The organism is Anaerocolumna sedimenticola (genome assembly GCF_009931695.1).
Classification (GTDB): Bacteria; Bacillota; Clostridia; order Lachnospirales; family Lachnospiraceae; genus Anaerocolumna; species Anaerocolumna sedimenticola.
Genome location: NZ_CP048000.1, coordinates 2,598,061 through 2,621,436, shown reverse-complemented (window position 1 = coordinate 2,621,436; position 23,376 = coordinate 2,598,061). Strand labels below are relative to the sequence as shown.

Annotated in this window: 18 protein-coding genes; all 18 read right to left on the bottom strand. The window is 37.8% G+C overall.

From position 1 onward, the window contains the following. Positions 1 to 2: 2 nt before the first annotated feature. The 18 genes from Ana3638_RS11485 to Ana3638_RS11405 all read right to left on the bottom strand — a co-directional run bounded on the left by Ana3638_RS11485 (position 3) and on the right by Ana3638_RS11405 (position 23,374). On the bottom strand, positions 3 to 497 hold the full coding sequence (locus Ana3638_RS11485; RefSeq protein WP_161838150.1) for a MarR family winged helix-turn-helix transcriptional regulator: 495 nt from the start codon (positions 495 to 497) through the stop codon (positions 3 to 5). A gap of 336 nt (positions 498 to 833) precedes the next feature. Continuing rightward, the gene (locus Ana3638_RS11480) at positions 834 to 3,410 is read right to left on the bottom strand and encodes a homocysteine S-methyltransferase family protein (RefSeq protein WP_161838149.1); all 2,577 of its coding nucleotides are present in this window, start codon (positions 3,408 to 3,410) and stop codon (positions 834 to 836) included. Between the two features lie 39 nt (positions 3,411 to 3,449). After that, positions 3,450 to 4,595 (bottom strand): metallophosphoesterase, encoded by a 1,146-nt coding sequence (locus Ana3638_RS11475; protein WP_161838148.1) that lies wholly within the window; start codon positions 4,593 to 4,595, stop codon positions 3,450 to 3,452. 41 nt (positions 4,596 to 4,636) lie between these two features. Beyond that, positions 4,637 to 6,418 (bottom strand): bifunctional homocysteine S-methyltransferase/methylenetetrahydrofolate reductase, encoded by a 1,782-nt coding sequence (locus tag Ana3638_RS11470; RefSeq protein ID WP_161838147.1) that lies wholly within the window; start codon positions 6,416 to 6,418, stop codon positions 4,637 to 4,639. 455 nt (positions 6,419 to 6,873) lie between these two features. After that, entirely contained in the window at positions 6,874 to 8,826 is a 1,953-nt protein-coding gene (locus Ana3638_RS11465) for a beta-galactosidase (RefSeq protein WP_246241014.1), read from the bottom strand. 208 nt (positions 8,827 to 9,034) lie between these two features. Beyond that, positions 9,035 to 9,841 (bottom strand): carbohydrate ABC transporter permease, encoded by an 807-nt coding sequence (locus Ana3638_RS11460; protein WP_161838146.1) that lies wholly within the window; start codon positions 9,839 to 9,841, stop codon positions 9,035 to 9,037. After that, on the bottom strand, positions 9,838 to 10,728 hold the full coding sequence (locus Ana3638_RS11455; protein ID WP_161838145.1) for a carbohydrate ABC transporter permease: 891 nt from the start codon (positions 10,726 to 10,728) through the stop codon (positions 9,838 to 9,840). The genes Ana3638_RS11460 and Ana3638_RS11455 overlap by 4 nt, the downstream gene beginning before the upstream one ends. 146 nt (positions 10,729 to 10,874) lie before the next feature. After that, positions 10,875 to 12,230 carry an ABC transporter substrate-binding protein gene (locus Ana3638_RS11450; RefSeq protein ID WP_246241012.1) on the bottom strand — a complete coding sequence of 452 codons (1,356 nt, stop codon included), beginning with the start codon at positions 12,228 to 12,230 and terminating at the stop codon, positions 10,875 to 10,877. Positions 12,231 to 12,409: 179 nt separating this feature from the next. Next, positions 12,410 to 13,309, bottom strand: a complete 900-nt coding sequence (locus tag Ana3638_RS11445; protein ID WP_161838144.1) for a LacI family DNA-binding transcriptional regulator — start codon at positions 13,307 to 13,309, stop codon at positions 12,410 to 12,412. Positions 13,310 to 13,566: 257 nt separating this feature from the next. Beyond that, entirely contained in the window at positions 13,567 to 13,929 is a 363-nt protein-coding gene (locus Ana3638_RS11440; protein ID WP_161838143.1) for a DUF2500 domain-containing protein, read from the bottom strand. 520 nt (positions 13,930 to 14,449) lie between these two features. Then, positions 14,450 to 14,596, bottom strand: coding sequence for a hypothetical protein (locus Ana3638_RS24690; RefSeq protein WP_202621603.1), 147 nt, complete (start codon positions 14,594 to 14,596; stop codon positions 14,450 to 14,452). A gap of 154 nt (positions 14,597 to 14,750) precedes the next feature. Beyond that, on the bottom strand, positions 14,751 to 17,207 hold the full coding sequence (locus Ana3638_RS11435; protein WP_161838142.1) for a transglutaminase domain-containing protein: 2,457 nt from the start codon (positions 17,205 to 17,207) through the stop codon (positions 14,751 to 14,753). A 16-nt stretch (positions 17,208 to 17,223) separates the two neighbouring features. Continuing rightward, complete coding sequence (locus Ana3638_RS11430) at positions 17,224 to 17,970, bottom strand: copper homeostasis protein CutC (RefSeq protein ID WP_161838141.1); 747 nt, start codon at positions 17,968 to 17,970, stop codon at positions 17,224 to 17,226. 3 nt (positions 17,971 to 17,973) lie between these two features. After that, positions 17,974 to 19,416, bottom strand: a complete 1,443-nt coding sequence (locus Ana3638_RS11425; protein WP_161838140.1) for a leucyl aminopeptidase — start codon at positions 19,414 to 19,416, stop codon at positions 17,974 to 17,976. 48 nt (positions 19,417 to 19,464) lie between these two features. Further along, positions 19,465 to 20,226: a DeoR/GlpR family DNA-binding transcription regulator gene (locus tag Ana3638_RS11420; protein WP_161838139.1), complete on the bottom strand. Its 762-nt coding sequence runs from the start codon at positions 20,224 to 20,226 to the stop codon at positions 19,465 to 19,467. A 255-nt stretch (positions 20,227 to 20,481) separates the two neighbouring features. Beyond that, entirely contained in the window at positions 20,482 to 21,462 is a 981-nt protein-coding gene (locus Ana3638_RS11415; protein WP_161838138.1) for an ABC transporter ATP-binding protein, read from the bottom strand. Continuing rightward, a complete protein-coding gene (locus Ana3638_RS11410) occupies positions 21,462 to 22,460 on the bottom strand; it encodes an ABC transporter ATP-binding protein (RefSeq protein WP_161838137.1) in 999 nt (332 codons plus the stop codon). Before Ana3638_RS11410 ends, Ana3638_RS11415 begins: the two co-directional genes overlap by 1 nt. An 11-nt stretch (positions 22,461 to 22,471) precedes the next feature. Further along, on the bottom strand, positions 22,472 to 23,374 hold the full coding sequence (locus tag Ana3638_RS11405) for an ABC transporter permease (RefSeq protein ID WP_161838136.1): 903 nt from the start codon (positions 23,372 to 23,374) through the stop codon (positions 22,472 to 22,474). Between the last annotated feature and the right edge of the window lie 2 nt (positions 23,375 to 23,376).

The window sequence follows — 23,376 nt, the reverse complement described above, 5'->3', positions numbered from 1 at the left end:
TCTTATTCTTTTTCGCAATCCTCTTTATCTCTTTTCATATCTTTCATTTCCTCATACACTGCATCATAGAATTTATTGAGGAGACGGATAAAGTCTTTTGCATCTTCTTCGCCCATTCTCTTTATAGTGCATTCTGCAAAAATATGCATTCTGTGAAGAGATTCTTTTATTATCTTTTCACCGGCCGCAGACAGCCGGATATAAACTACTCTCCTGTCTTTTTTATCTGAGATTCTCTCTATATACCCTTTTTCTTCTAAAGCATTTAACATTTTGGATGTAGCCGGTTTTGTAGAATGAATCTTATCACTTAATTCACTTACTTTAACCCCCGGATCATTTTTTTGATTTGCTCTATTTTCTTCCATACAGCCATGAATGGCACCTAACATCATAAACTCACCCTGATGCACCATATCCTTAGAATGATGTTTATGTGTCAATTTACGTAATTTATTCATAACCATTATGAATTCATGAGTAATATTTTTTTCCATTATAACCTCCTTATACATAACTTTTGTACTTTAGCATATCTTTTGTGTTATGAGTATGAACTTTATTTACAGCTAGCTCCTTTCAAAAAACAAATTAATTAACCTGTTTAATAGTTGAGTAGGTTAACAATCATTATAAGTTTTTTTTTTAATATGTCAAGATGCATAAAAAAAACTTAAGTATTTTGTAAGTTTTTATTTATAAAAATTTTATGAATGTCATAACCTATTACATAACAAGCAGGTTAAAATTGGATTTTGACACCCCAATCCTATCAGAAAAAAAGCCTGCCTAATGAACTTAGACAGACTTTTTAACGAAACCCGTATTTTTTATTATAAGATTCCCAATAATTTCTTTGCTAATACAACCGTTTCACCCGCATCCTTAGCATAACCGTCGGCACCGATTTCATCTGCATAACTTTGAGTAATTACAGCACCTCCGATGATGACTTTTGCACTTAAACCGGATTCATTTCTAAGCCGTATCACTTCTTTCATTTCCAGCATGGTTGTTGTCATTAAAGCAGACAGAGCGATTATATCTGCTTTCGTTTCCATAGCAGTATTGATTATCTTATCGGATGGAACATCCTTACCAAGATCAACAACCTGAAAACCATAATTTTTTAACATTAGAACTACTAAATTCTTGCCGATATCATGTACGTCTCCTGCCACGGTTGCGATTACTATCGTGCCTAATTTTTTCTCATTACCGTCTTTCTTAAGCTTTGGCTCTAAAAAGTCTATCGCCGATTTCATAGCTTCCGCAGAAGAGATTAACTGAGGCAGAAAATAAATCTGTTTATCAAACAACTGCCCTACTTCATTAATAGCCGGAATCAATAAGTTATCCAATATAAAGGAGGGGTTATTGCCCTCTTCCAAAGACTGGGTAACCAACTGTACCATATTTCTTTTGTTTCCCTTTATTACTCCTTCATATACAGCCTGATTAGTCTGGTTGGATTCCTGTGTTTCAACCTGTGCTTTATTATCTGCTAGATTACAGCAGGTACCGTGACCGGATATTTCTTTTTCACTGTCTGAATTTTTATCAGTATAAGTGAATTGATTCGCTACATCGGCAGGAGCTTCTGATACCGATTTCCTGCCCTGATCATTTACGCTTTTGATTACGACGGGATTTTTCGTAACCCTGTTAATATACCGGATATCTGCCTCTTCTTTTCCTTTTAACAAATCGGCTGCAAATGCCGTATTAACCAATAAGTCCTGAGAAGGATTGGCAATCGCCATGGTTAGTCCTGTCTGTATAGCAAAAGCTAAAAAAGTACTGTTAATAAACTGTCTTTCAGGCAATCCGAAAGAAATGTTGGATAAACCTACTACCGTAGCCAGCCCTAACTCCTCTTTACAATAATGTATCGTCTCTAGTGTCTGGATGGCAGCATCTTTATTGGCTCCAACCGTATTCACAAGACCGTCCACAATAATATCTTCTTCCGTTAGTCCTTGCCGTTTTGCTTCTTTTAATATGGTCTGAATTATTTCTTTTTTTTCGTTAATATCCTTAGGCAGTCCTTTATCGGATAATGGAAGAAGAATAAACATTGCTCCGTACTTTTTTGCTATTGGAATTAGCTTCTCAAATTTTTCTTTTTCTAAGGATATGGAATTAATTAATGCCCTGCCGGGATAAATACGAAGTGCTGCTTCGATTACACGAATATGACTGGAGTCAATGCTAAGAGGTACATCCGCGGCCATGGTCACCTCTCTTACCACATTCACCATCATCTCTTTCTCGTTTATACCGTTCATACCCATATTAATATCTAAGATGTCCGCACCATTTTCCACCTGTTCTTCCGCCATGCCAAGAACGGTATCCAATTCTCCGTTCCTTAACTCAGCCTGCAGAGCCTTTTTACCTGTAGGATTAATTCGCTCACCGATTATCATGAAACGTCCGTCTAAATCAATATCAAGTGTCTTACGTTCCGTTGTTAAGGTCCGTCTTTTTATTTGGTTTATGATATGGGGCTTTTTCGTATCAATCTCTTCTTTTAAAAGTTTTATATGTTCCGGGGTTGTACCACAGCAGCCTCCCACCAGGCTGGCCCCGGCATCCACTAATTTTTTAGCCTGAGCTGCAAAATCCTCCGGTCCCAGACTGAATACGGTTTCATTTTCAATCAAAACCGGCAGACCGGCATTGGGTTTGGCAATAATAGGGACGTTTGCATATTCTTTCATGGCTGCTACTACCTGACACATTTTTTCAGGGCCTGTAGAACAGTTAACACCTACCGCATCCACACCCATATTCTGCAGAACTACTATTGCAGTTACCGGATCGGTTCCGTAGAAGGTGTGCATATTGTCATTAAACGTTAAGGTAACCATAATGGGCAATTCACAGGTTTCTTTAACTGCCAATACTGCTGCTCTGCATTCCTGCAGGCTCATCATGGTTTCTATGACGAATAAATCCACACCTTCCTTTATTAGATATGAAATCTGTTCTTTATAAACATCCACTAACTCTTCAAAATCCAATGTACCAATAGGAGATAACTGTTCCCCTGTCATGGTCAGGTCTCCGGCAATATAAATTTTCCTTTTGTTACCCTTAAGTCGAGCATCTCTTACCGCCTGTTTGGATAATTTAACCAATTCCCGGTTGATTCGTTCAATTTCGCCTGCCAGGCCATATTCCTTAAGTTTAATCCGGTTACTGGTAAACGTAGGTGCATACAGGATATCCGAACCTGCTTCAATATAAGCTTTCTGCAGGTTTACTAAGACATTGCCGTGTTCCAGAATCCACTTTTCCGGGCAAACTCCGGAGGGCATCCCGCTTTTTTGCATATTACTTCCCATTGCCCCGTCAAGGAGGACGATTTTTTTACTAATTAAATCAGCAAATTCTTTTTTAGTCATAGTTTGACCTCACTTCCTATTGGTACTTTATTTATTTACTTACAATAATTTTATATTACCACAAACCCAACCGGTAATACCATTTTGTTTAATCAGGTAACCTTTCTTCGTTATTTCTATGACGGAAACCATTTCCCCTGTCTTTACGGGTAATTGATAATCCGTAGAGTCTTCACAGTAATAACCATCTTTTTCTTTGTAAATGTATTTATTTAAAATCCACATCCGGTATTTTGTGGAATTATGTTCACAGTAAGAAAATTCTTCTTCTTTTTCTAATACATTAATCTTATTATCTATCCAGTGAATCAGCATGGAATTTTGCTTTTCCTGTAAATCTGGAATTTGATTTTCTTTTGATATGGGGCTTTTCCAAAAGTTGTTATTCCCCTCTTTCAAACTTATAATAATACCTTTTCTTATATCATCAAAAGAAAGATAGGAAAATTCTTCGGAATGTATATGCGGAATAATAAAAGCATTAAGCTGTCCGTTTCTTTTGACTACATTTCCTCCGTCAATACTGATTATTTTATGTTTTTTATCAATAATCGGATTACAGTCCGGTATCGCTTCCGAATATAAAACCACAGGCCAATGGCCTACAATACAATATTTATCCAGGTATACTCCCTGATTTAGAAATGCATCGGTACTTTGCACCTTTTCTGCCTTTTGCTTATCCAGTTCTTTCGAAGTCAAACCCGCATGGACAAACGTAAATTTCTGAGTATCGATGATATCAGGCAAACTTGCTATCCAGTTTAATTCCTCACTGAAATTCTGGCTAAGTGCTTCCTTTATCTTTTTCATATCCGATTTCCTGGATACTTTGATGGATAGAGTTTCACACATTTCATTGAGAAGACATTTTTTTCTCCGTAACATATAATTTAATAATTCTTTATGCACTTTGTCATGATATATTTCCACGGCAACGGAATCGCAATTCCCTTTAACCGGAAATACATTGTGAGTTTTGCACAGTTCCATAATAAATCTAAGGGTATTTAAGCTTTGGGGACCTTTTTCAATCATATCACCTACAATAAATAAGTAATCATCCTTACTGAAGCTCACTTTGTTAAGAAGCTTTTTCAGACCAGGCAGGTTCCCATGTATATCACTGACAGCAATCATTCTACGATTTTCTTCCACTACTATTCTCTTAACACTGGCTAACAAACTATCACTTCCCCTATCGTTAAATTTACTACCTCCGTATTTTAATTTATTTTTATCTTATCCATAAGGCTGACCCGGTTGAAAGGAAGCATAAAATAATATCCATCCGCAAAAGGATTTAATCTTTCAATAATTTCACCGGCGATTTTGGCTCCGGTCCATTCTGCTTCTTCCCTTGTCATCTCAGGAGTATAGCGTTCTATAACCCAATCCGGAACATGAATACCTGAAATTTCATTTTTAATAAAATTGGCATTCCTGTAACTGACTAATGGCATAATACCACATAGTATTTTGGTGTTTATTTTACTCTTAATATATTTAACCCTTTCTATATCTTCATCGGTAAAAATAGGCTGAGTAAGAAAATACCTGGCGCCTGCTTCTATTTTCTTCTCCATTCTCTCAATTATTTTCTCAAGCGGACCTCTGCCGTAATTTAAGGCACCGCCATAATATATGGGTTCTTCACTAAAATGTTCCCGATTCATTTCTTTAACATACTCCATTAATTGAATGGAATTATAATCAAAAACACCCGTAGTGGACTGCCGGTTTTCGCTGGGTATGGGATCACCGGTTACAATTAATACATTTCTTATTCCATTGGCATATGCTCCCAAAAGTCCGGAACGCATTGCAATCATATTTTTATCCCTGCAGCATACATGAGGCATTACAGACATACCTGTTTCCCTCATAAGCTTTATACTCATCAGAATAGAATCCACACGGCTTCTTCCCATGGGAGAATCAGCCATGGTAATCATATCAACACCTGCTTCCCTTAATTTATGAGCGCAGGTTATAATCTGATCATCTTTTGCATCAAAAGGCGGATCCAGTTCAACTGCAATTACCTTTTTACCGGATTCCAGTAACCGAAAGAAATCGTTAGAACGCAGTTCAGTCAGTTTTTCAGTTTTTACAGATAGGTTGATACGGATTCCCCTATTACTTTCCTGTAAGTCTATCTTCTCTGTTATTTTTTTTATATAACCCGGTGTTGTGCCGCAGCAGCCACCAATGATATCTACACCAAGCTCTATAATTCTCTGCATGTTTTCTTCAAAATAAACTTCATTATCCATAAATATCATGCGGTTCTGAAATTGCTCCGGATAACCAGCATTTGGAGCTGCAACAATAAATTTATTCGCTGGGAAATTCAGTTTTTTTAAGATATGGTACATATGTCCGGAACCAATGCCGCAGTTAAAACCGCCTGCATCTATTTCCTTTGTTCCTGCTATTTCTTCTAATAATGTTCTGGCACTGATACCTTTCGTTGTATAACCATTTTTATTGATTAAAAAATTCGTTATTATAAATGTCTCCGGTGCCTTTTCTTTTATATAAGGAACTAATTTCTTGATATAATTAAAATCAGAAAAGGTTTCAAATAATATGATCTCAGGTTTTTCTTTTAGGAAAGTATCGCATATCAGCTTATATTCCTCAAATAAATCTTCTTCTGTTCTTCCGCTGTATTCCGGAATCGGCCCAATATCACAGGCTATATAAACTTCTCTCCCCGACTCTGCAACCGCCTGTTTGGCAAGGAGATAAGATGCAGTGATTAGCTCTGCCTGTTGTGCTGGTCTGATATTTAATACCTGCTGATTGGCTGCAAAGGAATTAGTCCGAATCATTACAGCCCCTGCATCAATATAATTTCGGTGGATTTTGAGTATTTTTGCGGGATCAGCCAGGTTAGCATATTCTGAAACTGCATTTTCATTATTTTCAAGTCTTGCAAAATAAGTCCCCATAGCACCGTCAATAATTAATTTATGTTGTTTTAAATATTCCTGTATCTTCATGGAATTCTCCTTATATTTGCTTCTGTTTTAACTTTTTTATATCATAGCAAGAAATTCGGCAAATGAAAAGAGGAAATAAAGAAAATACAAGATTGTGTATTTTTATAAGATATCCTATCTACAATAATATGTAAATTACTGAAAATAGTGTCATATTTCAGCAAAAAAAGAAACTGCTGCAAAATCTAAAATCTATTCTTTCAATTATGATAGATTTAAATTTTTCAGCAGTTATAGACCTAAAAGGCCAAAAGCCAATTTATATTATGGTTTTTGACACTCCAATCCTAATATAAATTATTTAACTGTTGTTACATATTCAATTTCCGCTTTTATACCGGAAACCCTGCAGGCTTTACCGTTTTCCATAACAGGCCATTTCTCCAGGAAAACCGGTGCCTCTTCTTCTAGAGGATACACTTCAAGCCGTAATTTATCGGGAAAATCAAAACGCTTCAGTCCAATTTCCCATGTTTTCCCATAATAGAATTGGTCGGCAATACATTCCTCATCCCGATATAATCGGGCGCTATCCCCGCATAAGATATTTGTAAATAACAATCCGCTAAATTTTGACCCGCATAGTCCAAATTAATTTCATAGACTTTCTTATCTGATAAGTCGGCCACACACTCATATCTGACATTCACGTCCAAGTGTTTTATTTTCTTCTTATATACGGTAAAATCCCCATCCCTTCCAATGTACTCAAACCCATTCCGGATAAGGCATTCTGTCAGGTAGTTTGCCGGGTAAGTAGTTTGATAATTTACCGGAGTAAATGCAGGGTATACTTTTATTACTGCGTCTCCTCTTCCGATTATTTCGATTTCTTTCTCTGTCTTTATAACCGCAGAATTACTTATAATCAGATATTCCTTATCCAGGTTAACTTTCCAGGCATTCTTGGCATCTTCCCTGCTTATGGTAACTATTTTATTATCACCTAAATCTCCGGTAATATTATATTGCGGATGGTGGTTACTATAGTAAATATAGACCTTTGTCTCATTATCCAGGATACAAAGCGGGGTTGCCAGTGCTGTTTTTAGTACGGCATTCCCGATTTTCATATTAAAAGGAAAGAAAAAATAATCCTTATCCTTAATATCAATGGATGGAAAATGAAGACTTTCATTTTCTAAATCTACCTTTAAGTTAACGCCGGTGTGATTTTTCACCGGATATCTTCTCTGGTAGTTGTTTACAAAGATATAACCGCTTCTGCCATTATGGCGTACGGAAGTTCTTAGATCTGTGAAATTACCCGGATATAATGGATTACTCTTCGGTATATCCGCATTCATCTCACACAATTCACTCCCGAAATCCCTAATAAACATGGCAAAGAGCTTAAGTTCTTTGAATGTTTCCGTTATCTGGCCGTATTCCCCGATGGGAGCCCTGAAGTCATAATTAAACTCTGGAAGATCATTGGGATAACCCGTGGCTCTGGTCTCCTGCAATGTGGTTAAATTACCCTTGGGATTCGTACCGCCGTGATACATATAATAACCTAATAAATTAACCCCGCTTCCTAATTTTACCAGGGATATCGCGCCGATATCCGATGCATAGGCCACCGGCCGTCTGTGATGGGTAACCTGCATACCACCGCCAAGTTCTGCCGTAAGGTAAGGGAATTTATCCAGGTCATAAGTAATCCCCGTACCAAACCCATAATCACTGCCTATATTATGATCGTTTCTCTCATGGGTAAAGATATAATTCCCGCTTGGTTCAATTTCCGTCAGTCTCTGATCCCAGGGTGCTTCAGGGTAACCGCCCATAACCGGAAGAAGTCCGCCGGTAACTGCTCCGCCCCATCCCGTGGCAGTATAAAGAGGTACATCGAATCCAATCTCCTTTACCATCTGATGCAGGGTGGACATGTGTAATTCCCCTGCTTCTCCGTCTAAGCCGCCGCAATGACCATATTCATTTTCAATCTGCAGTCCGATGATTGACCCTCCATCTTTTAATAGAAGGCCTTCCACCTGTTCATATATTTTGGAATAATATTTTCTTACTTCTTGGAAATAAGCTGGGTCATTGGTTCTTGGTTCAAAACCTTTCTTTAATATCCAATCGGGGAATCCGCCGTTTCGCACTTCCCCATGAATCCATGGTCCAACGCGGAGTATCATATATAGTCCGCATTCTTTGCAGGTTTTTGCAAAAGTCCTTAAATCTTTATCACCCTCAAAATCATACACCCCTTCAATTTCTTCATGATGAATCCATATGGCATAAGTAGAAACAATATCCACACCACCGGCTTTCATCTTATACAAGGAATCCCTCCAATATTTTTTAGGATATCTGGAATAATGCATTTCTCCCATAATCGGAAACCACGGTTTCTTATCCTTAGTTAAATATCTCGGGTTAAAACTAAAATCTGTCATTTTCCTATTAGTCTCCTATCACTTTGTTTTGTAATTTAGGCAATTGCGAAACTATATAGTTTTTTGAATATACCATACAATTGATACGAATTCCATAGCTTTAGTTGCCCTCCTGGCAAAATTCAGCTCTGAAATTGTATTAATTGTATGGCATATAGATACAATATGTGAGTTTCGCAATTATCTATGTTTTGTGATTACCTATATTTTATTTTACTGCTCCTGTAATACCTTCTGCAAAACTCTTCTGGAGCAGGAAAAAAACAATAACAGTAGGGATGGTACATACCAATACTCCTAACATTACCATGCCATAATCAATGACATATCCGGTCAGCATATTAGCCACCATCATTGGCATTGTTATTTTTTCATTGGAAAGCATAATTACTTTTGGCCATAAATAACTATTCCAGGCATTCATAAATACAATGGTCATGGCTGCCGCATAAGTAGAGCGCATAGTGGGTATGAACATCTGTAGAAATATTTTCAGTTCACCAAGCCCATCTATTCTGGCTGCTTCGATGATATCATGAGGAAAGGATCTTGCACTCTGGCGGAACAACATAATTAAAAACGGAGTAGAGATCGTAGGAAGTATGAAACCTATCGTACTGTTTAATAAACCCATCTTGGAAAACATCTGAAATAGCGGAATCAACGTAGCAACGAAAGGTACCATCATGGCAAGGAGTAATATGGACATTACCGTATCTTTTGCCTTGTCGTGGTAAATTTCAAAACCATAACCGGCTATGGAACATATCATTAAACTAACCAGGGTCAGAATTATGGAATTCCGAAAGGAATTAATCAGTGCACTTCCAACGTCCTGTGCCTGTAACAGGTTTTTCCAATTTTCTAAAAGATAGTTCCCGGGTATTAATTTGCCTCCGATTACATCCACACTTTTATTCGTGGCTGATACGGCCATCCAATATAGGGGAAATACCGAGAGAATGGATACAACCGTTAAAACGAAATAATTTAAAAAGCTTTTTACCTTTCTCATCTCTTATCACCTACTTTCATTTGGATAAAAGCTAATACCGCTACTAAAATAAGTACTAAAAAAGACATTGCTGTTGCATATCCGAAATTAGGTGAATATTCAAATGATATTTTATATATATAATGGGACATGGTAATTGTGGAATTAGCCGGACCTCCGTTGGTTAAGTTTACGGATTCATCAAATAACTGTAAGGTTCCGTTGGTTGACATAATGGCAGTTAACAGTATCATAGGTTTTAACAAAGGAATAGTTATTTTTCCGAATTGCTGAAATGGGCTGGCTCCATCTATCTTTGCGGCTTCATATATGTTATATTCAATATTCTGAAGTCCTGCAAGGTAAAACACCATATTATAACCGGTCCATCTCCAGATTAATGCCAGAATAATAACTGCTCTGGCAGTACCAGCATTCGCCAGCCAGTTTATAGGAATATCAATGATTCCGAACTTTAACAGCATCGTATTAATAAAACCGTCCAAAGCAAACAACGCCCGGAAGATAATAGCATACGATACCAAGGAAGTTGCACAGGGTAGAAAAATCGCTGTCCGAAACAAACTCTTGAACTTTAAGTCTTTGTTATTTAACATGGATGCCAGGCCAAGTGCCAGTAACAGCATAATTGGTACCTGAATAATCAAATAGAAAAAGTTATTAAATAATGCCTGGATAAAAACCTTATCCTGCAGCATTCTTATGTAATTATACATACCTGCAAGCTTCATATGTACACCGACACCGGTACGAAACGATAATAACAGTGCCCTTATCATTGGGAAAAAGCTCATCCAGCAAATCAATAAAACTGCCGGTATCAGAAAAATCCAGCCAACCAAATTTCTTCTTTTGGTCAAACCTATCTTTTTCTTCCCGTTGTCCATAAATTAAGCCTCCTCCTTCAACTATAAACCAGTATTTCCATAGAAAAGAGGCTGCTGTAAGAACTTGTGGCAGATTTCAACAAAATAATACTATACCGATTAAACCTGCAGGCACCTTTCCTTAAGTTTTACAGCAGCACCTTATTTTATTGTCCCATCTGGAATTTAACGGTATCTTCCGCATTCTTAAGTTCAGATTCCAGGTCAGCACCGTTTACTACATTGGTAATTGCGGTACCTACTGCGTCTCTTGCTTCATAATAATAAACACCGGTATTATTACTTGGAACTTTTCCTGCAAATTCTGTAATATCCGTATATATTTTCTGTCCGCCGAAAAATTCGGAAGGCGTGGCATACACATCACTGTCACCGGCAGGAAGATAAGTTGCCAGAGCACCGGAGGACGGAAGTATGGTTTCGTAAAGCTCTACGCTTCCTGCAAAGGTTTTGGATAAGAAATCCACTGCCAGGTCTGTTTTCTTGCAATTGGAAGAAATAGCCCAGCTGGAACCACCATTATTGGTATAATTGGTTGCACCCGGAATATCATTTAATTTTGGTACGCTGGTTAAAGCCCATTTGCCGGATTGGTCGGCTGCTGTCTGAATAGAAGCAAGAATCCAGCATCCGTTGATTGTACCGGCTACAGTACCATTGGTAAATGTACCGATATATTGATCCCAGTCATTGACTTCAATTAAAATTCCCTCTTTTACTAATGTGGTATATACATTAATTGCTTCTATTAATGCCTGGTTACCAACTATATTAGGGGAACCGTCTTCCTTAAATAAACTCTGCCCGCAGGATTGAAGCATTTCCGTAATTAAATCCGGGCTTCCTGCCTGAACGGATAATAAAGGTTTCTTTGTTTTAGCAAGTATGTCCTTGCCAAGTTCCGTATATTTATCCCATGTGATATCTTTAAAATCATCTATCGTATATCCGGCCTGTTCAAGTACATCCGTTCTCAAACAATTGATACCGGTACCATTATCAAATGGAACACCATAATTTTTCCCATCTATAACAGAATAAGCAACTTTAGCCGGAGCAAAGGAGTCAAAGGCAATCCCTTTCCCTGTTAAATCCGTAAAAACTTCCGGGAAATTAGCATAGTTTTTCTGGAAAGCATTATCCTGCATCAAAAAAATATCAGGTAAGGTCGATAAGTCACCTGAGGATGCAGCAGTAGTTAACTTGGTTTGAACATCATCCCAGGGAGTTTCAATAATATTTAATTTAAAATCCGGTTTTGTCTTTTGATAAACTTTTTCTGCCTCCTGCATAGCATAAATATTAAACGCAGGGTCCCAGCACCAAACTGTAAGTGTATTATTATCTCCGGAAGCGGTGACATCTGTATCCGCTGTCTTTTCATCTTTAGTGGAGCCTGCATTACCGGCTGTTTCGGTTTCTTTAGCGCCCTTACCGGAACTGCAGGCTGTTAAAGCAGTTACCATAACTAAGACCAGTAAGTAAGAAAGTAATTTCTTCATAGATCTCCTCCTAAACATTATATAGTTTTTAATTACCGTCAAAAAGCAGAAAACAAATTTTTACTTCGTTGACCTCTTTAACACGATCTCATAGTTAACCCAGGTTTTTGGAATTCCTGTAACTCCGGAAATAATATCAATTAATTTCTTTGCTGCATTTATTCCTAATTCTTTCGGATTTATACTAAGTGATGTGACAGGGGGTTATAACTTTCCAAATGTGCATTATTGTAAAAAGAAGCAACTTTTATATCTTCCGGAACTGAATAATTGTCTTCATTTAACTTAGCCAGTACTCTGGAACATATTAAGTCATCGGAACATACAATACAGTCTATATGCCGTTCCATAATCTGATTTACCGCACGGTCTATTAATACGTTATTATTCATATCCAAGAATACCATGCTGTTATCCATACTAAGCTTCGAATCATGAAACGCTTTAACAAAACCTGCATATCGGTTCCGGTTTACGATATGATTCTGGTTTCCTGCCAATAAGGCCAATGAATGATTTCCGGACATCAGTAATATTGATGTCAGTTCACGGCAGCCTTCCAGATGGTTATTGTCTATCTGAACAATATCATTATCTTCGCAGGACCCGATCACCACAAAGGGTATATCGTTCTCTTTCAGATACTTAGCCGGAGCGTCATTCACCAGGGATCTTGTTAAAATGACACCATCTACCTTCTGATTATGTATCAGCCTTTTTAGAAAAGTAATATCATCTTCCTTAACTGTGGTAACCACAACATCGTAATCCTGTATTGCAGTTTCCTCACAAATGCCCATTAAACAACTTTGGAAAAAAGGTATTTCAATAAGATTCGCATCAGCAGGCAGGATGACTCCGATATTATAAGTTTTACTCTGGGCTAAACCCTTTGCAATAACGTTGGGCTTATAATTATGTACCCTGATATACTCTTTTACTTTTAACATGGTTGCTTCACTGATTCTGCCTTTACCGGATATTGCTCTGGATATAGTCGATTTTGATAACCCCAATTCTTCAGCTATATCTCCAATCGTAATATTTTTCGATGCTCTTATTTTATCGCCATCGTCCATTTCGTACCCCCTTTACTCTGTGCAATCGGTTGTTCTTATATATCATATCATCTGCATTTTATGTTGTCAATGCATATTAATATAGCATTTTTACTATATTTTTATTAGTTTTATGACAAAGATGGTTGCTTTTATTGACTAAATAAACCATTTTATGAGCAAACGGTTGCGCTTTATTTCTTTTTATCTATAAAAAAACAACATTTTCTGTGAGAAATGTTGTTTTTGACTGGTTTTATTTTTTTTGTTATTTATGGTTATTTTCTCACGAACCCTAAGTATCTGGTACCTTGAAAAGTCAGTTTTCCGACATCTCCTTCCGCAAGCAGTCCATACTCAGTTCCAGTTACCTGAAGCTCCATACGGTCGCCGCTCTCCACCTGAAAAGTAGTATAATACCAGGTTGAAGAACTATAGTGATCCATGGAATTGTCCGAAACATTACTGTGATGATGACTGGTAACATCGGTTCTTTTCGATGTTACGGTCGCTTCCACCGTCAAAACCGGAGAATTATTATTTCTGGTATTCTGTTTTACTCTTCGGCTTATATTATATACGGTTATTCCAATTATCAAAATTGACATGAGAAAAAATATAATCGGAAATATTGTGAACATAAAATTTAAAGCTCCAAATTGATTTATTCCCATAGGATATTCTATTTTCCTTTCAACATTATTTTATTTTAGGCAATTGCGAAACTATATCGTTTTCTGAATATACCATACAATTGGAATTTCAGAGCTTCCGTTGCCCTATGGGCAAAATTCAGCTCTGAAATTGTATTAATTGCATGGTATATAGATACAATATGTAAGTTTCGCAATTACCTATTATTTTGTTTATTATACCATAATATTCAATGGGTTGGAAACATTTACTTATTTATTACAGCAATTATATTAGCAAATAGCCTAAATTATTATAAAATGTTCATGATACGTTTTTCATTGATTAATCCCTATAGGATTTTGCTATATCAAATTCTTTTTGGATTTCAACTGATGGTTCTTTTGTTATAAGGGATACAATAATGATAGCAATAGCGGAAAGAATAAAAGCCGGGAGTTGTTTTCATCCATCCTATATAATAAAAACAGCATCCCTGGAACAAATATTTCCACAGGATGCCATCTTTTATCTTTTTTGGTTAATCGGCCCGATGCCTTCATCAACAACATTACGGGTCTGGTTCTGATTTTCTACTTTAACCTTATTGGTAATGCTGTTAAACTTTTCATTTTCCTTTTTTTGCTGTCTTTTTTCTGCTTTCGATTTGTCCATACATGATCACCTCAGTATTAGTTTCCGTAAAACTGATATAATTATGTATTTCCTTATCATAAATTAAATTTATAATAATTTTTTTCATTCTATTTTTGTATTCCATAGGGGAAGGATACCATATATAATCCGCAGGCATGTTTTCTGCCCAGTTTCATACTTCCTTTAAAAATCTTAATAGCAAATCTCCGGTTCCTACGTTATAACCGCTGGTTGCATAAATCACGTTTAATTCTTTATTCGTAACAGCGATAAGCGGCAGTTTATCCGGGTCAACATATAATCTTCTTCCTAATACCTGAATATTTTCGTTAAAGTCATCATATAAAATTTCTGCCTTAGGAAATACATTTATGGCTTTCGTTATGGTAGGAACTTCTAAAGACCTTTTGTTACGGATGATAAAAACCAAACTATCCCCATAGGAATTAAAATCACGAAACCTCTCCAACAGCTCATTTAAAATATGCTCCGTAGGTTCCTTATTATCTTCCAGCCAGATAAGAATCCGTCTTTTATGACTGGTTAATTCACTTCCCATCACCGTTTCTCCTGATTCCTTTGTTAGCAGAAAATCACTTATGATAATGTTCCCAAGCATATCGGAAAGATTTGCTTTCCGTAAGATTAGTTCTGCTTTTTCCTCAGCTCCCGGTTTAAGTGTAAAAATATACTGATTGGCGCATATATTACCGTTTGGCAGGCGGTTTGATGTTATGATCCGGTATCTTCCCGGTTTCAGGGAAAGCCCTAATTGTCCGTTATAAAAATTTTCCCCCTCCAATTTCAGGGTAGTATAACTCCCCTTATTATACTTAGCAATGGTAAAATTCTGATAATAGGTCCAGGTTATGTTCTCATCTTTGCATAACAGTAACAGATTGGATGACTTTCCCCCATTATCTATAACCGGAATAAATTGGCTCTTATCCCAATATTCCATGGTACTGTCCTCGGGATTTAATCTGGCCGGTATACCAATTGTTCTTGCAATTGCAACAAATAATATATTTTTTGATAATTCACAACCAAAACCTGACTTTAGACAACCGGACGGTGAGGTTACCACATTGGGATGTTCCTTTTCCGGCCGGCTTTGTATCTTCTTATTGATCCACTCCCAGATAAGCGTTGGCTGTTTCCGATAAGCTTCTTTTTCCTCAAAAGAAAAGTATCCATTGATATAAATGCGGTAATTGGTTATGGGTTCATTTTTTATCCTTGGATTTAGCAGGTATTTTATAAATACTTTCTCATCATATCGGTCTATAAAAGGTAAGGCAGCCAGAAAATGTTCTTCAAGTATTTCAGCTTTTAAGTCCGTAATATCTTTTGCCGTCAAGTCCTCTAACATTTTTTTTCGTAAGTCTCTTGTATTATTGTCATAATCTATAAATTTATCTATTTCTTTATTTTTAAGATTATTTACTTTATTAACTCTTTTTTCTGAAGCCTTACGAAACTTTATAACTCCCGCAGCTTTTTGTTCAAGTGAAGGCTTATGGGTATTAACAGGGCTGTCGGTGGGAGCAATTAAATCAAATGCTTCCCAGCGGTTTTCCTTTAAAACTTCTTTCTTTAAGGTAACGGCAGCTTCTGCCTGGGTTCTGGTATTAATTAAAACTTCTTTATAAACATCATTCTTACTTACGTGAATTAAGATGCTGCCCAGTCCTAATTTAAGTTTAACAATACCAGCTTTATCTGTCCAAAGAGAGGCCAGGGCTGTTAATTCGGAATAATTCAAAATTTGAAATTCAACCTTAGCACCCTTAACCGGCTTTCCTTTTTCATCTGTCACTTTTACCATTACAGACTGAACCGGTGCGTATCTTTCCGACTGATTTAGTAAGGTTACCATTCCCTCTTTACCGATGACCTCATCTTCCTGTTCTATAAAATCAAACCATCTGGAATGAATCAGCATAGCCCTGGATGATGCATTGGTAAACCAGCCTTTGTTTAAGATTTCTTCCGGTTCGCAGGCACCGATAAAATACCAGCTGCCATCACACCATGCTTCTACCCAGGCATGATTGTCATCACAGTGAGACCATCTGGGTGCATAGACCTGCCTGGCCGGAATACCAATACTGCGAAGAGCACTGACACAAAAGGTGGATTCCTCACCGCACCTGCCATATCCGCAGTTAAATACTGAAATTGGCGCTCTGGTTCTTTCATCCGTAGATTGATAAGTTACTTCCTCGGCACACCAGTAGTTAACCTCCAAAACAGCCTCTTTCATAGTAAGATATCGAATTCGTTCTTTTAATTTGTCATAGAAAAAGGAACGGCAGGGTAAAATTTCTTCCTCATTAACACGGTGGTATAAGACATAATTCAAGAATATATCTTCCGGTATTTTGTTGCTGTATAGTCCATTTCTCCATATTTTTATCCCATGTTCGGCATAATCTAAAAAAGTATCAAAAGAGTTATTGGCTATGTCACTATAAGGCATGGCTGCATACAAATATTTCAAAGCGAATACAGTTTCATTCTCGTAATTCTTAAATCTGGTTACAACTTCCTCCTGCAAAAATGGCAGTTCCTGAACCAATTGATAAAATTTATTTTCTATTCTTCTTATACTTTTCTCTGAAAACATAAATCCACCACTCCAATTATATATCTTCCAAAACCAGTCGTGCCTCGTGAATCTTTCTTTCATCTGTTTTCCAAATGATATATTCATCAATGGAGGGAAGTCCCATACATACTCCCTCTTTACGAAAATCCATAATACTTTCCGCACTTACTTTTCCGGACATATGAAACGCTTTTGCCCCTGTGCTGGGACCTATCTTTTTAATAACCGAAGCATCCACTCCGCCGCACACTAAAATTTCTATCTCGCCCTGACTTTTTTCAATCAGTTCTTTAATCAGGCTGCTTCCCTCCATACAGGTATTTTTCTGGCCAGATGTAAGAATGGAGCGGATTCCAAGCCGCTTTGCCTGCTCCAGGGCATCATAGGGATTGACACAGACGTCAAATGCCCTATGCAGGGTTACTTCCATATTTCCGGATAAACCGATTAAGATCTCCATCTGGTTTAGATTCAAGGTTCCATCCGGTTTTAAAATTCCTAATGCAACACCATTTGCCCCTAACTCTTTGAACATTTGAACTTCTTCTTTAATAATATTAAACTCATATTCCGAATAACAGAAATCGCCAAATCTGGGGCGTATTAATACATTGATTTTGATATCGGTATACTTTTGTATTTCTCTTAATAACCATTTACTTGGCGTCGTTCCGCCTATAATTAAATTACTGCATAATTCCAGCCTGTTGGCTCCGCCTTTACTGGCTCCAAGGGCAGATTCTACCGAATCCACACATGCTTCCAGAGTATAATTAACCATTCTTTATTTCTCCTTTCGATCACCTGACCGATTTGTATTGCAAAGGTAATAAATGGACGTTACTCCTGCACCGGTAGCACCCTGTGACTGGTATTCAAAAATGGGTGAATCAACCCATGCTGTTCCGGCAATATCTATATGCAGCCATGGCAACCCGTTAGCAAATGCCTTAATGAATAGGCCTGCTGTAATTGTACCGCAATATTTTTCACCCACATTTTTTATATCTGCAATTTTACTTTTTATCATTTTTTCATGCTCCGGATAAACCGGAAGTCTCCAGTAACGTTCACCGGATCTTTTATAAGCCGAACGGAATTCTTCAAAGAATTCCTGGCTATCCGTAACAACACCAGCCACGCTGAAGCCCAACATATTCACCACAGCTCCGGTTAATGTGGCAATATCAAGCACTCTGGTAACCTTTTCATTCGCTGCCGCATAAGCAATGGTATCAGCCAGTATAAGCCTGCCCTCCGCATCCGTATTAATTACTTCAATGGTTTTACCGGAATAGGAAGTAATTACGTCGCCTGGGAGCAGACTTCCCGGAGAAATCCTGTTCTCACAAATTGGAATCAAACCGATTACATTTGTTTTAACTTTATTTCTGGCCAAGGCATAAATAGCACCTGTAACAGCTGCACCGCCTGCCATATCACCTTTTATACCAAGCATGGAAGCAGCCGGTTTCAAGCAATATCCCCCGGTGTCACAGGTTACGCCTTTCCCTACTAATGCTGTAATTTCTTTATTATTCGGGTCTGCCAAATAACGTAATATCAAAAAACAAGGCGGGTATTCACTGCTTTCACCGACTGCTGCTAATCCGCCCATGCCCATTTCCTTTATTTTTGCAAAATCAAACAATTCCACTTGAACTCCAGTATGATTAAGGAAAATTTTAATTTCTTTGGCAAATTCGGCAGGTCTTAACCGATTGCCCGGAAGATTAACCATATCTCTTGCAAACCGGACACCTTCGATTACTGGAATAGTTTCATTTAATAAAAACTCGGCAGCTTCCGTTTCTTTTTCTATAATTCCTGTTAAAGTGATTTCAAATTCCTCCCATTTATGTTCAGGGAATTTAATTTGTTCGTAACACCCTAACATAAGCCCCTCTGTAATATCCCGAATGCAATCTATACCATAAGCGGATATGATTTTTTCAATATCCATTGAAAAAGATTTAATCTTATATAATTTCAATTGTTTAACTGCTTTTGCGGATAACTCTTTTATTTGGAGCCTGTCGGTAATTTCTGTTCCAAGTCCCATAAGCAATGACATGGTTCCATTCTCTTTTGCCAAAAAGACCGACTGAAGATACTCTCCCCCAAATATTTCTCTTATATTAACAGATAATTCTTTTAAATCTGATTCATCTTTAAAATAAAAATTTACTTTATAATTTTCTGAATTGCCACAACCAATCCGAATCATAAAAACCCCTTTTTTCTCATTTATTCTAAATACTAACCTGGATTTTCGCTAATACAAAGTTATACCGGCAGAATCCAATAAGTTCATAGTGGATTGATCCGGATTTTCATCAGTAATAATCCCGTTTATATCATCAAAGTGTGCAAATTTATAAGAATCATTAAAATAAAATTTATCCCGTTCCATGACAATATACTTATGTCTGCTGCTTTGTAATGCAGCCTTTTTTGTCAGACCATCTTCTACTCCCAAGGTTGTAATGGATAAGTCCACCATATCCACCCCACAGCTTCCGATAAATGCCCGGTCAAAACTGTATTGCTTAATTACCTCAATCGTAGCAGCACCCATAAAACCATTTACCGTCCGGTACATGGTTCCCCCTGTACCGATTGGCGTTATCGTAGAACTTTTAGCAAGTATCTGTAAAATATCTATCATATTACTTACCACTACCAGCCGTTTTCTGGCTTCGACAAGAATCTCAGCAAGTTTTATATTAGTTGTGGAAATATCCAAAAAAATAGTTTCATGATCCTTAATTAATTCGGCTGCTTTTTTTGCTATGATTATCTTTTTATCTTCGTTATAGGTTCTTCTGTCAATTACATCTCTCTCCAGCGGGTAGTCCTGTGATAAAATTGCACCTCCGTAAGTTCTTTTTAACTTTCCTGCATTCTCCAGCACTTTTAAATCTTTACGGATACAATCCTCCGTTACCTGAAATTGTTCGCTTAAATTCTTAACCCGGACTTTTCCGTCCTGACGAAGACATTGTAGGATTGCATCTAATCTTTCCTCTGTAAACATTTACCTGCCTCAACTTTCTTTCTATACTTAACTTTTAAACCACTTCTAAACAGTATTACATCCATTTCCCAGTAACCGTAGAAATATACCTTTATATCTTAATTTTATCCGTTTCATCAAATACGACATATAATAACATGTTACCACTTTTTTACACATATTTAAATTACTTTTTTGTATCGATAACTACCTCTGTGATCAAAGTGTTACAGCCATATATTATAGTCTATTTACATTTTTGCTCTAATTTCAACTTTATTTCATCTCATACAAATCTGGATAATGGCATTTTACCGCATGGTTATCACCAACCAGCTTCACTTCGGGTTTCTGGCTCTTGCAAAATTCCGTACAGTGAGGACAACGGGTATGAAACAAACAGCCTGAGGGAGGATTTACAGGGCTGGGCAGATCTCCGGGTAAGAGGATACGTTTCTTCTCCCTGGCAGGGTCCGGAAAAGGTACAGCGGATAACAATGCTTTGGTATAAGGATGTCTTGGATTTTCATATAATTCTTCTTTGGATGCGGTTTCTACTATGGTTCCCAGATACATAACCCCGATGCGGTCCGATATCATCTCTACCACACTTAAATCATGGGAAATAAACAGGTAAGTAAGATTAAAATTCCTTTGCAGATCATTTAAAAGATTTAATATTTGCGCCTGAATGGATACATCCAAAGCGGATACCGGTTCATCCGCTATCACTAATTTGGGCCGGACGGTAAGTGCTCTTGCAATACCGATACGCTGCCTTTGTCCTCCGGAAAATTCGTGGGGATAACGTTCATAATACATGGCATTTAACCCTACAATTTCAAGAAGTTCCTGTACTTTTTTAAGTCTTTCACCGGCACTTAAGTTAGTATGAATCAATAATGGTTCCGCTATTAAATCACCGATTCGCATTCTGGGATTTAAGGATCCGTACGGGTCCTGAAAAATCATCTGCACATCTCTACGTAAAGGACGCATTTCATTTTCACTTATTTTCGATATTTCATTCCCATTAAACCAGATTTCGCCCTGGTCCGGTGTTAACAAACGATCAAGCAACCGGCCTGTGGTGGATTTACCGCAACCGGATTCCCCTACCAGGGAAAAGGTTTCACCCTGCATAATAGTAAAAGTTATATCATTAACGGCGTGAACATATTTTTTCTTAGCAAAAAAACCTTTTGATACCTGGAAGGTTTTTGTTACATTTTTAACGGATACCAAGGGAGTACTCATCAATTTGATTCCTCCTTATTCTGTGTATTTAGTAAAAAACAACGGCATTTTTGTGTGATATCCCCGCCAATAGCTTTAAGCTCTGGTTCACTTTTTCTGCAAATGTCCATAACAGATTGACACCGGGGTGCGAATTTGCATCCTTTTGGCATAACGGAAAGATCCGGAACATTTCCGGGTATGGAGGGCAGTGTATTTACCTTAGAACCTAATTTGGGAACCGATGCAATTAACCCTTTTGTATAAGGATGTCTCGGATTTGCATATAGTTCTTTCACCGGTGCTTCCTCCACAATCCGCCCGGCATACATTACTATAACTCTGGAACACATTTCCGCTACAACGCCTAAATCATGGGTAATTAATAGAATTCCTGTATTTTTCTCTTTTCTGATCCTGAGCATCAAGTCAAGAATCTGTGCCTGAATTGTTACATCTAAAGCCGTTGTGGGTTCATCTGCAATTAATAGCTTTGGATCACAGGACATAGCCATGGCGATAACCACTCTCTGGCTCATACCTCCCGATAATTGATGAGGATAGCTTCTTAATGTAGTCTCCGGATCAGGAATCCCAACAGATTTTAACATGTCAAGACTGTATAATCTTGCTTCTTTACGGTTTAGAGGCTTATGCAGGCGGATTGCTTCGATCAGCTGGGTTTCTACTCTCATGGAGGGATTTAAGGAACTCATCGGTTCCTGGAATATCATACTCATTTTACTGCCTCTGATTTTACGCATCTCACTGTCACTGCTTTTCAATAAATCTCTGCCTTCCAACAAAATCTCTCCGCCCGTCACTTTACCTGGGGTATCGATTAACAAACCCATGATGGAAAGAGAGGTTACGGATTTACCGCACCCGGATTCTCCCACAAGGCCCAGAATTTCTCCTTTCCGTATGGTAAAAGAAACGTTATTTACTGCTGTTACCATGGTCTTATCACGTTTAAATTCCGTACGGAGATTTTTTACTTTCAATAACTCATCTGACATTTTTACTCCTCCTAATACATTTTCGGATCCAAAGTATCCCTTAATCCGTCACCCAACAGATTAAATGCAAGGACGGTTAGAAATATCAAAATACCCGGGAACAAAACAATATGGGGAGCCGTATTCAAGTAATTGCGTCCCTGTGACAGCATAGCTCCCCAATCCGGTTCGGTGACATTGGCGCCAAAGCCCAGAAAACTTAAAGAGGCTGCCGCTAAAATAGCGGTTCCGATACGCATGGTAAAGTTTACGATCATGGACTGGATCGTACCCGGAAAAATATGTACCCACAGGATTCGTCCGTTTTTACAGCCGACGGATCTGGCCACTTCCACATAGAGAGCTTCCTTTACACTTAATGTGGCACTTCTCATAATTCTGGCAAAGGAGGGAACGGTAAAGACAGCTACTGCAATTACCACATTAATAACTCCCGGTCCGATAACGGCTACAATAGCAATGGCCAGTAAGATATCCGGAAAAGAAAACAATATATCCGATCCGCGCATAACAACCGCTTCTATAATACCATTATAAAATCCTGCTAATAATCCTAATACAATCCCGATTAAAGCACCGATTCCAACTGCACTTAATGCAACGGATAAGGATAAACGAGCTCCCATAAGAAGACGGCTGAAGATATCACGTCCGAATTCATCCGTTCCCCACCAGTGACCGGCACTGGGAGCCTTAAGTAAATTATTGTAATCAGCGGCGGCCGGATCATATGGCACAATAAAAGGTGCTAACATAGCGGCTACGGCAAGAAGCAGGATAAAAATTAAGGAAGCTACCGCTGTTTTTCTTTTTTTAAATTTCTTTATAAATTCTTTCATCTTGCTCTTCGGCTTTGGCAGTATATCATCTTCCCCAAAGCTAGTATTTGGTTTTATTTTCTTACTATCAGACATAG

Bases quoted from the DNA above. Each gene is read 5' to 3' on its own strand.
- Ana3638_RS11410 (WP_161838137.1), bottom strand. From the start codon at position 22,460: ATGTCAGATGAGTTATTGAAAGTAAAAAATCTCCGTACGGAATTTAAA.
- Ana3638_RS11420 (WP_161838139.1), bottom strand. From the start codon at position 20,226: ATGTTTACAGAGGAAAGATTAGATGCAATCCTACAATGTCTTCGTCAG.
- Ana3638_RS11430 (WP_161838141.1), bottom strand. From the start codon at position 17,970: ATGGTTAATTATACTCTGGAAGCATGTGTGGATTCGGTAGAATCTGCC.
- Ana3638_RS11460 (WP_161838146.1), bottom strand. From the start codon at position 9,841: ATGAGAAAGGTAAAAAGCTTTTTAAATTATTTCGTTTTAACGGTTGTA.
- Ana3638_RS11435 (WP_161838142.1), bottom strand. From the start codon at position 17,207: ATGTTTTCAGAGAAAAGTATAAGAAGAATAGAAAATAAATTTTATCAA.
- Ana3638_RS11445 (WP_161838144.1), bottom strand. From the start codon at position 13,309: ATGGACGATGGCGATAAAATAAGAGCATCGAAAAATATTACGATTGGA.
- Ana3638_RS24690 (WP_202621603.1), bottom strand. From the start codon at position 14,596: ATGGACAAATCGAAAGCAGAAAAAAGACAGCAAAAAAAGGAAAATGAA.
- Ana3638_RS11405 (WP_161838136.1), bottom strand. From the start codon at position 23,374: ATGTCTGATAGTAAGAAAATAAAACCAAATACTAGCTTTGGGGAAGAT.
- Ana3638_RS11455 (WP_161838145.1), bottom strand. From the start codon at position 10,728: ATGGACAACGGGAAGAAAAAGATAGGTTTGACCAAAAGAAGAAATTTG.
- Ana3638_RS11470 (WP_161838147.1), bottom strand. From the start codon at position 6,418: ATGAAGATACAGGAATATTTAAAACAACATAAATTAATTATTGACGGT.
- Ana3638_RS11465 (WP_246241014.1), bottom strand. From the start codon at position 8,826: ATGACAGATTTTAGTTTTAACCCGAGATATTTAACTAAGGATAAGAAA.
- Ana3638_RS11480 (WP_161838149.1), bottom strand. From the start codon at position 3,410: ATGACTAAAAAAGAATTTGCTGATTTAATTAGTAAAAAAATCGTCCTC.
- Ana3638_RS11450 (WP_246241012.1), bottom strand. From the start codon at position 12,230: ATGAAGAAATTACTTTCTTACTTACTGGTCTTAGTTATGGTAACTGCT.
- Ana3638_RS11415 (WP_161838138.1), bottom strand. From the start codon at position 21,462: ATGAGTACTCCCTTGGTATCCGTTAAAAATGTAACAAAAACCTTCCAG.
- Ana3638_RS11425 (WP_161838140.1), bottom strand. From the start codon at position 19,416: ATGATTCGGATTGGTTGTGGCAATTCAGAAAATTATAAAGTAAATTTT.
- Ana3638_RS11440 (WP_161838143.1), bottom strand. From the start codon at position 13,929: ATGTTCACAATATTTCCGATTATATTTTTTCTCATGTCAATTTTGATA.
- Ana3638_RS11485 (WP_161838150.1), bottom strand. From the start codon at position 497: ATGGAAAAAAATATTACTCATGAATTCATAATGGTTATGAATAAATTA.